Annotated in this window: 9 protein-coding genes; all 9 read left to right on the top strand. The window is 65.5% G+C overall.

Going from position 1 to position 8733, the window contains the following annotated elements; translation table 11 throughout:
* Positions 1–2: 2 nt before the first annotated feature.
* The gene (locus NFW30_RS06135; protein WP_295371870.1) at positions 3–1187 is read left to right on the top strand and encodes an STY4528 family pathogenicity island replication protein; all 1185 of its coding nucleotides are present in this window, start codon (positions 3–5) and stop codon (positions 1185–1187) included.
* A 235-nt stretch (positions 1188–1422) separates the two neighbouring features.
* Positions 1423–2193, top strand: coding sequence for a PFL_4669 family integrating conjugative element protein (locus NFW30_RS06140; RefSeq protein ID WP_059400651.1), 771 nt, complete (start codon positions 1423–1425; stop codon positions 2191–2193).
* Entirely contained in the window at positions 2190–2738 is a 549-nt protein-coding gene (locus NFW30_RS06145) for a DUF3158 family protein (protein ID WP_295371874.1), read from the top strand. The genes NFW30_RS06140 and NFW30_RS06145 overlap by 4 nt, the downstream gene beginning before the upstream one ends.
* On the top strand, positions 2735–3118 hold the full coding sequence (locus NFW30_RS06150) for a single-stranded DNA-binding protein (RefSeq protein WP_295371878.1): 384 nt from the start codon (positions 2735–2737) through the stop codon (positions 3116–3118). The genes NFW30_RS06145 and NFW30_RS06150 overlap by 4 nt, the downstream gene beginning before the upstream one ends.
* A gap of 286 nt (positions 3119–3404) precedes the next feature.
* Positions 3405–5420 (top strand): DNA topoisomerase III, encoded by a 2016-nt coding sequence (locus tag NFW30_RS06155; protein ID WP_295371880.1) that lies wholly within the window; start codon positions 3405–3407, stop codon positions 5418–5420.
* A 790-nt stretch (positions 5421–6210) separates the two neighbouring features.
* Positions 6211–6462 (top strand): hypothetical protein, encoded by a 252-nt coding sequence (locus tag NFW30_RS06160; protein WP_288129440.1) that lies wholly within the window; start codon positions 6211–6213, stop codon positions 6460–6462.
* Positions 6463–6486: 24 nt separating this feature from the next.
* Positions 6487–6879, top strand: coding sequence for a hypothetical protein (locus NFW30_RS06165; RefSeq protein ID WP_059400656.1), 393 nt, complete (start codon positions 6487–6489; stop codon positions 6877–6879).
* Positions 6880–7043: 164 nt separating this feature from the next.
* A complete protein-coding gene (locus NFW30_RS06170) occupies positions 7044–7760 on the top strand; it encodes an ABC transporter substrate-binding protein (protein ID WP_295371889.1) in 717 nt (238 codons plus the stop codon).
* 281 nt (positions 7761–8041) lie between these two features.
* Positions 8042–8733: GTPase (locus NFW30_RS06175; RefSeq protein ID WP_295371892.1), on the top strand; the 692-nt coding region annotated here is incomplete at its 3' end.

An 8733-nucleotide genomic window follows, 5' to 3' on the forward strand; every position in this document is an offset into this window, starting at 1 on the left:
CCATGGCGACGGGCAGCGCACCACGGCGCGATGGTCCCATGGCGCTGTCGTCGCTGTTCGACGATGCGCTGCAGAACCTGGCGCAAGGGCCAGGCACGGCGCCACCCGGCGACGGCTTCCTGTATAGCGGCAATCGCCATGAAAGCGTGCCGCGCGCGCTGTTCCTCGATCGACGCCTGACGCCGCTGGAGCGCAACGCCTGGCAGGTCTTCCGCTTCCAGCTCAACGACGACGGCGTGACGGCCTTTCCGACCTATGACCAGCTCCGGCCTTACCTGGCCTCGATGCCGTGCGGGGCGCAGGCATCGCACGAAACCGTCGCACGCGCCCTCACGCTACTGCGCCTGACGCGCTGGCTCAGCCTGGTGCGTCGCCGGCGCGACCCCAAGACTGGTCGCATCCTGGGCAACCTCTATGTCCTGCATGACGAGCCGCTGACGCCCTTCGAGGCGATGCAGCTCGATCCCGAATATCTGGGCCTGGTGAGTCAGGCCCTCACCCATGCCGCCAAGGCGGTGCAGATCGTCAGCATGCACACGCTGAAGGAGATCGCCGAAGACCCCCTGCTCAGCGGCCGCACGCTGCCGACACGCTTGCAGGTGCTAGCCCAGCACATGGCCCGGCATGGCTGGTCGACGCCAAGTTATCCACAGGAGGGAGTCGATCACGATTCCGAAGACGGCACAGAAGGCTTACTTCGGAATGCAAATCCCCCGTCTTCGGAATCCGAAGTGGGGCCGAAACCCGCACCGGATAGCTCGCTTCGGAATCCGAAGGAGGACCGTACAGTACGTAAGGATCGTATAAATGAAGTACGTACAGTACCGCGCGCGAGGGCCTTGCAGAACCTGCGACTACCCGAGCGTTTCCTGCGCTTGAAGGATGAGCAGCAGGCCGGCGCGCTGGTGGCGTTGCAGCAGGTGGACGAGGCGCAGCGCCAGGCGGTGCTCGACGAGTGGGCGGCACGCTGCCGCAACAGCGCGGTGCGCAACCCGGCCGGCTACCTGTTCGGCATCATCCAGAAGGCGATCCGAGGAGAGTTCAAGGCCTGGGCCGGAGAAAGTGCATCGGCGCCGCCAGCGCCCCCGCCACCTGCGCCATCGTCACCGCCAGCATCCCGTGCCACTGACCCCGAGGTGGCACGTGCCTACCTGGCGCGGCTGCGGTCGGCCCTGCACGACCCTTGAGCGATCCGGCTATCCCCTGGGGATAGGCCGAACAGGCAGCCTTCCGCCGGTTGCCGGTCGCTCATCCCGATCATCACCTTCAGCAGGGCTATCCCCAGGGGATGGCTGGTACAGACAGCCTTCCATTGACGGACAAACAGACAAACCGGGCGCGCGTGGGGTGCGGTTTGTTGACTGACGGCCTTCCGGCTGGACCCGATGCTGGCGACTCGTTCATTCACCGCGAGTCGTCCCCATGGCCAACGAACCCCTGCAACTGAATCTCGGATCGCTGCGCAGCGCGATGTCGCTGACGCTGCACACCCACCACGCATCGCGCATCTGGCACGGCCGCGCGCCGGCCGAGGGGCGCCCCGGCATCATCGGCCTCAACGGCTACATCAGCGTGATGAACAAGATGAAGCGCGGCGCCGAACAGGACGATCCCTACTCGGACTGGTGGATGCTGCGCATCGAAGACAAGCTCACGCAGACCAAGGCCAGCCTGCAGGCGCTGCGCGAACAGGTGGACCAGGCGCTGGCTGACGTGCCGCCCGCGCTGTCCCTGGGCGAGAACATGAACGTGCAGCCGGTGAAGCTGCCGCTGTTCGTCAACGCGCAGCTCGGCTTCATGGCGGTGTACCTGCTGGCCGACTACGACGACCTCGCACGCAAACTGATCCTGGCCCACCACACGGCACTGATCGACCGCAGCACGCTGGAGCGCTGGCTCAATGACGGCGCCCATGCGCTGCGCAGCCTGTTTTCCCTGGCGCAGCAGTACCGCTATTCCGGCACGACGCGCGACGACTTCGCGGCGAAGAACGCCGTGGCGCGGGCGGCGCTGGAGAAGTTCGGCGAGTTGCCGCAGGACGTGCTCGAAGGCACGCGCCGTTCACGCTTTGCGCCACCCATCGCACGGCGGGGGAGTCGGCCCGAGGCATCGGTCGCTGATGCTTTGGAGTCAGGTATTGCCGATGGCGCAGGCGACGCCGCGAGGCAAGACGATGAGGGCGCCAACGCATGACGGCACCTTCTTCTTCCGGCCGCCCAGCGCGCTTCACTCCACTGGCACAGGCAGACTTCCAGCGGCTGGAACACGCAGGCTACCTAAAAGGCCTTTTACAGCCTTTTAAAGGTAAGGGGAGTCTGGAGACCTGGGCCAGCCAGTGCATGGCGCTGCGCGACGAGTTGATCACCCTGGCACAACGGCAGGTGCTCCCGCAGGCGCGAGCATATCCCTTCAATCTTCTTGATGTGCAACTGGCCCAGCAGACGACTGGCGCAGGGACAACCTTTCTGCGCTGGCGCAACCTCGACCGCTCGTCCATGGGCGTGGCCTTGTGGGATTCGCTGCTCGATCGCTCCTCGACTCCGGCCTCGCTGATCGACGATCTGTATGCAATGGAACTGCAGCGCATCGCGCTGAACATGCAGATCAGCCTGACCCACAGCATCGCCCGCCTTGCCCTGGAATGCGCCAGCCGGATGGCCCAAGCCGAGGCGATTTATCTGCGGCGTGCCCACGGGCACGTCGCGTCCGTTTCCACTACCCCCAAGGAGTCAACATGAGCACGCACTTCGTCGGCGAGGGCAACATCGGTTCCGCGCCGGAGTACCGCGAATTCCCCAACGGCAACGACGACCCGCGCCGGCTGCTGCGCCTGAACGTCTATTTCGATAACCCCATCCCGAAGAAGGATGGTGAATACGAGGACCGCGGCGGTTTCTGGGCGCCGGTGGAGCTGTGGCATCGCGATGCCGAGCGCTGGCAGTCGCTGTACCAGAAGGGTATGCGCGTGCTGGTCGAAGGCCGCACTGTGCGCGACGAATGGGAGGACGCTGACGAAAACGAGCGCGTCACCTTCAAGATCGAGGCCCGGCGCGTCGGCATCCTGCCGTACCGCCTCGAGGCGGTGACGCTCGGCGCCAAGCCCGCCGGAGGACAGTGACCAAGCATCGCGGGCGGCTGTAGCAACCATCAGACGCCCGCCATGCACCAGGGGATTATCCCCTGGGGATAGTTCCACTGCGGTCCACCGAGTTTCAGGCCGCCCTCCCGACACCAAGCTCCCGCCCCTCCTACCGCTGCGATCTGTGCGTGCCGCTGCGGCAACCATTCCCCAGCCGATCACAATTCGGTGTCCATGCCATCCGGCTTCCTTGCTGCCGGTCTCACTTGGCCCAGCCATGCTGTTGTCCATCCGATGAACTGCACATTCCCGAGGAGGCTTCAACATGCGCGTGTTCCTATGCGAGAAGCCTTCGCAAGGCAAGGACATCGCCCGCGTGCTGGGCGCCGGCCAGCGTGGTTCCGGCTGCTACAGCGGCGCAGGTATCGTCGTGACCTGGTGCATCGGTCATCTGGTCGAAGCAGTTCCGCCCGAGGGTTATGACGAGCGCTACAAGCGCTGGACCATCGAGCAACTGCCCATCATCCCCGAGCATTGGCGTGTCGAGCCCAAGGCAGCGACCGCCGCGCAGTTCAAGATCGTCAAGCAGCTCGTCGGCCAGGCCACCGAGTTGGTGATCGCCACCGATGCCGACCGCGAAGGCGAGATGATCGCCCGCGAGATCATCGAGTTGTGCGGCTACCGCGGACCGATCCAGCGCCTGTGGCTGTCGGCGCTCAATGATGCGTCGATCCGCAAGGCGCTGGGCGCGCTGAAGCCCTCGGCCGAGACGCTGCCGCTGTACTACTCGGCCCTGGCCCGCTCGCGTGCCGACTGGCTGATCGGCATGAACCTGAGCCGGCTGTTCACGTTGCTCGGACGCCAGGCTGGCTACACCGGCGTGCTGTCGGTAGGCCGGGTGCAGACGCCGACGCTGAAGCTGGTGGTGGATCGCGACCGCGAGATTACCTGCTTCGTCTCGGTGCCGTTCTGGGCCGTCGAGGTCACGCTGTCTCATGCCGGCCAATCCTTCATTGCAAGTTGGACGCCGCCACAGGGTTGTACGGACGACGCCGGCCGCTGCCTGCAGCAGCCGGTTGCCCAGCAGGCTGTTGAACGCATGCGCGCCGCCGGCAACGCCCAGGTGGTGTCGGTCGAGACGGAGCGCGTGCGCGAAGGTCCACCGCTGCCGTTCGACCTGGGCACGCTGCAGGAGGTGTGTTCCAAGCAGTTGGGCCTAGACGTGCAGGAGACGCTGGACATCGCCCAGGCGCTGTATGAGACGCACAAGGCGACGACCTATCCGCGCTCCGACTCGGGCTACCTGCCCGAGAGCATGCTGGTCGAGGTGCCGACCGTTCTCGACAGCCTGCTCAAGACCGATCCCGGCCTGCGCCCGTTGATTGACCGCCTGGACCCGACCCAGCGCTCGCGCGCCTGGAACGACGGCAAGGTCACTGCGCACCACGGCATCATCCCAACGCTGGAGCCCGCCAACCTGTCGGCCATGAATGAGAAGGAACTGGCGGTCTATCGACTGATCCGCGCGCATTACCTGGCGCAGTTTCTTCCCCACCACGAGTTCGACCGGACAGTGGCGCAGCTCGCTTGCGGCGGGCAGTCGCTGCTGGCCGTGGGCAAGCAGATCGCCGTGGCCGGCTGGCGCCAGGTGATGACGGCGCAGGAGGAAAGCGATGCGGATAACGACGACGCCCCGCGCAGCCAGGTGCTGCCGGCGCTGCGAGCCGGCTTGTCCTGCCAGGTCGGCAATGTCGATCTGAAGGCGCTCAAGACCCTGCCGCCCAAGCCCTACACGCAGGGCGAACTGGTCAAGGCCATGAAGGGCGTCGCCAAGCTCGTCACCGACCCGCGCCTGAAGCAGAAGCTCAAGGAGACGACGGGCATCGGCACCGAAGCGACGCGCGCCAACATCATCGGCGGCCTGCTCGGCCGCGGCTATCTGCTGAAGAAGGGCCGTGCCATCCGTGCCTCGGATGCCGCCTTCACCTTGATTGGCACCGTGCCGGCCGCCATTGCCGATCCGGGCACGACGGCGGTCTGGGAGCAGGCGCTGGACATGATCGAAGCCGGCCAGATGACGCTGGACTCCTTCATCGCCAAGCAATCCGCCTGGGTGGCCCAGCTCGTGCAGCAGTACAGCGGCGCAACGCTCGCCATCAAGCTGCCGCCTTCGCCATCCTGTCCGCAGTGCGGCGCGCCGATGCGCCAGCGCACCGGCAAGAACGGCGCTTTCTGGTCGTGCAGCCGTTACCCGGATTGCAAGGGAACGCAACCGGTCGATACCTCGACAGGCAAGCGCGGTGCGCCGCGCAAGCAGCGGGCTTCCCGCAAGGCGTCCTGACGCCGACGAATCCCCGCGCCACGCCGGCCGTTTCCAACGGCGGGGCCAACCTCCCGCGTCTCGCGGGACTCCCCAGCACACGCATCCTTCTGCAACGGTGTGCGCGTCTCGCTGCCCCGCGACGGGTCCGCGCGACGAGAAGGTCGCTCCTCCGCGAATCGCCTCTGCCGCGATTCCATTGATCGAAGTGCTCCCGTCGATGGCGAGGGGTCTCCTGACGCCTGGCAGGCTTGTACCGCTGCGAGCCGTCAGGAGACCGCTTGGGTCGACGGTATTCGGTGCCGGTGCCCGCCGGCGGAACAACGGGCTCCCTTTGTGCGCGGATGTGTGCCTAAGGATGTCGACCCCAGCCACGACACGGGTCGGGTGCGATTGCTGACGCAGCGAGCGGCTTTGACGACGGCCGGGACTGCCACAGCCCACAGGTGGTTTCTCTCTTCTCCGGCTGAAGGCTCAAGTGCCTTCGGCCTACTGGTCTTTGTTTGATCCCGATCGGTGTCGCACAGCCCAAAGCGGCCCTTGTGCAATGCGCATTCCTCGAAGACGCCAGTGATGCGTCGCCTCCATTCTGCAGTCATGCGCTGCTGACAGCCGTCAGCACCATGCCCTGGCAGCCCAGGTCTTCAAGGCTGCAACGCGGTTCGCCGCGTGGATCGAACCAGTCCGCCTCGCATCGCCCATTGCGGACGAGCGTCCTCACGACGCCCGATGCCATTCGTGTTCAACCCTTCGGGAGGTATCCGCTCCCGTCTGGGTGTTGGGCTCCCGGTCCTTCAACCAGGAGAGCCCCATGTTCCTTGCATTCGCATCGACGCTCCCGAGTGCCGCACTGGCCCGTGCCGAAGCCATTGGCTATCTGGCCCTGGCCTACACCGGCAAGCGCCTGCCTCTGCAGGTGCGCCACAGCGCCGCCGGCCACTACATCGGCACCGCCGACGAAGACGGCCCGGTGTCCCGAGAGTCCGTCGAGTACTTCCGTTCGCAGCACGCCGCCGACCACGCCCTGACAACAGGCCGCTGGCAGCAACGCATCCACCCCTGACTTCCACTTACCAGGAGCCATGTCATGAACCAGTCTTTGTCCCAAGACGTATTTGATCAGATCGCCGCGGAAGAACGGCATTTCGCCGAAGCGCCGCTGGCCTTCTTCGAAGCGTGGAAACGCGGTGCGGAAATCGCCGGCCCCGAGTGGTTCGGTGACGGCACCCCCGAAGGCCTGCAGCGCGCCACCAGCAAGTGGGATCTGCGCCCCAAGGTGCTGTTGCTCAACGACGCCCTGGATGTCCTCAGCGGCGGCCAGCGCATGTTCCTGTCCGCGATGGTGAGCTTCTACAACGCTCGCGAGGGTGGCGCGATGCTCAAGCGTTGCGGATTCGAGGGGCTTTCCGATCTGGGAGGCCTCGATCTGGAGCGCCGCAAGGTCATTGCCGATCTCGCGCTGAACTACAGCGGTTGGTGACGCCGATCCGCTTGTTCGCCACCCGTTCCATTTTCCACCCATGAGGGACATGCGCCTCTATGCGAGGCCGTGTCCCTCCTTGTTCTCGACATCTCTTCAACCACCCGCTGGGGCTTGCTCCCCAGCCGGGGAATGGGCTCCACTTCCGCTTATGGAGAAAACTCATGTCCCCGAATTCCAACCCTTTCCTCCGCGGCTACCAGAACCTGCGCATTGATCGCTCCCTGTGCATCACCTGCGAGGACGACTGTCCTCCGGTCTGGCGCCCGCTGCATCCCAGTCAGGCGCATCTGACGGATGACCAGGTCGCGCGCTTCCCCTGCGTCTTCAGCAATGACTTCGCCCTGATTACCGAAGGCCAGGACATTCCCGAAGACCTGGAGGTCCAATGCCAGACCGAAGGCGTGGTGCGCACCGTGGTCTACGCCGTCAGCGGCGATGACTTCGGTCAGCCCGTGCACGTCGGCGACACCTACTCGGGGGAGGCCGCACGGGAAGTCGTGCGGCGACTGAGCTTCGAGACCGGCTTCTACAGCCGGTGCTGGGAGATCAGCAGTGCCCATCTTACTGCCGACGCAGGCCGCTTCCTCGCCGAGCTGGCGGACATCGCCACGCCGAGCGGTTTTCTGTTCGTCGCCTTCCGCATCCCGTACAGCCCCGCGATCGGCGTGAAGCTGATCGCCACCCCCTGGACGGATGCGAACCTGCAGCATGTCGAGGGCATCACCGCCGAAGAGCTGCGGCAGGAACACCGGGCCAAGGGCATGCCGGAGTCCCTCGTGGAGGTACTGCACCTGGCTGCGCTGGCCGACGTTCGCATGCTGGTGTTCGATGCCGATGCGCCGGTGCTGGACGGATTGCCCTTGTACGACGACGAGTAGCACCTTCGAGCCCCCATGCGGGGCTCGTCCTTTTCATGGAACGTGGTGGCGACAGGTTGCCGATTTCCGGACCACAGGCGCCCGCGCCTGTCGCACGCTTCCCGCATGTTCGCTGGCGTTGCCGGCGGCATCCCAGGCAGTCGAGACCTTCGAGACTGCGATGCGGTTCGCCGCACTGGTTGTTTCTTTCACCGGACGCATGCCGTGTCCTTCCACCTCACCCTCAAGGGACATACCTCCCTTGCGGGCGGGAGTCCCTTGGTTGCCACAAGGAGTCTCCCATGGATACCCAAGCCATCCGCGCACAGATGCCGACGCTCGTTAGCGGCCACGTGCCTTCCAACGTTCGCAGCTTCAAGTTCAACATCTTCGACGGCCAGCCCAAGGTTTCGACGCTGGGCTTCCACATCGATCCCAAACCCTTCGAGGGCAAGGTCATCGCCACCACCGACGACGCCATTGTCGTCAAAACGGGACGCGCCGAATTCGCGGTGCTCGACCGGGCGCTGGTGACCGAGGTACCCGACGAGGGCGTCAAGGTGCAGATCGAACCCTACGCCCGACGCCGCTTCGATGGTCTGCGCGCCGACACGCCCGAGGAAGAGACCGCATTCACCGCCGATGGCAAGCCGTACACGGTGCAGCGGTTCGTGCTTGGTTCCGCACCGGCGAAGCTGCCGATCCCAGAGGTCCGCTGCCCCGAGCTGCAGGCGCTGATCCAGCAGATGGAGCAGCTGCCCGCTCCCGACGGCTACCGGCGCATCACCCATCTGCTGGTGGATGCCGGCGCGCGGGACTTCACCTGGGTCGATCCGCTGCCCAATGACATCATCGCGACGCCACCGACCATAAGTTTCACGGTGACCACGGCGAAATTCCAGGGGCGCGTCACCGTGCTGTATGAGCGCGGGCTCGATGTGTACGCGGTGGAGTTGCACCGCGATGGCGAGCTGGTCGATCGGGTCGATGAGGT

The organism is Accumulibacter sp. (assembly GCF_023806635.1).
In the GTDB taxonomy this organism is placed as follows: Bacteria; Pseudomonadota; Gammaproteobacteria; order Burkholderiales; family Rhodocyclaceae; genus Accumulibacter.

Bases quoted from the DNA above. Each gene is read 5' to 3' on its own strand.
- NFW30_RS06135 (WP_295371870.1), top strand. From the start codon at position 3: ATGGCGACGGGCAGCGCACCACGGCGCGATGGTCCCATGGCGCTGTCG.
- NFW30_RS06165 (WP_059400656.1), top strand. From the start codon at position 6,487: ATGAACCAGTCTTTGTCCCAAGACGTATTTGATCAGATCGCCGCGGAA.
- NFW30_RS06170 (WP_295371889.1), top strand. From the start codon at position 7,044: ATGTCCCCGAATTCCAACCCTTTCCTCCGCGGCTACCAGAACCTGCGC.
- NFW30_RS06140 (WP_059400651.1), top strand. From the start codon at position 1,423: ATGGCCAACGAACCCCTGCAACTGAATCTCGGATCGCTGCGCAGCGCG.
- NFW30_RS06160 (WP_288129440.1), top strand. From the start codon at position 6,211: ATGTTCCTTGCATTCGCATCGACGCTCCCGAGTGCCGCACTGGCCCGT.
- NFW30_RS06155 (WP_295371880.1), top strand. From the start codon at position 3,405: ATGCGCGTGTTCCTATGCGAGAAGCCTTCGCAAGGCAAGGACATCGCC.
- NFW30_RS06150 (WP_295371878.1), top strand. From the start codon at position 2,735: ATGAGCACGCACTTCGTCGGCGAGGGCAACATCGGTTCCGCGCCGGAG.
- NFW30_RS06145 (WP_295371874.1), top strand. From the start codon at position 2,190: ATGACGGCACCTTCTTCTTCCGGCCGCCCAGCGCGCTTCACTCCACTG.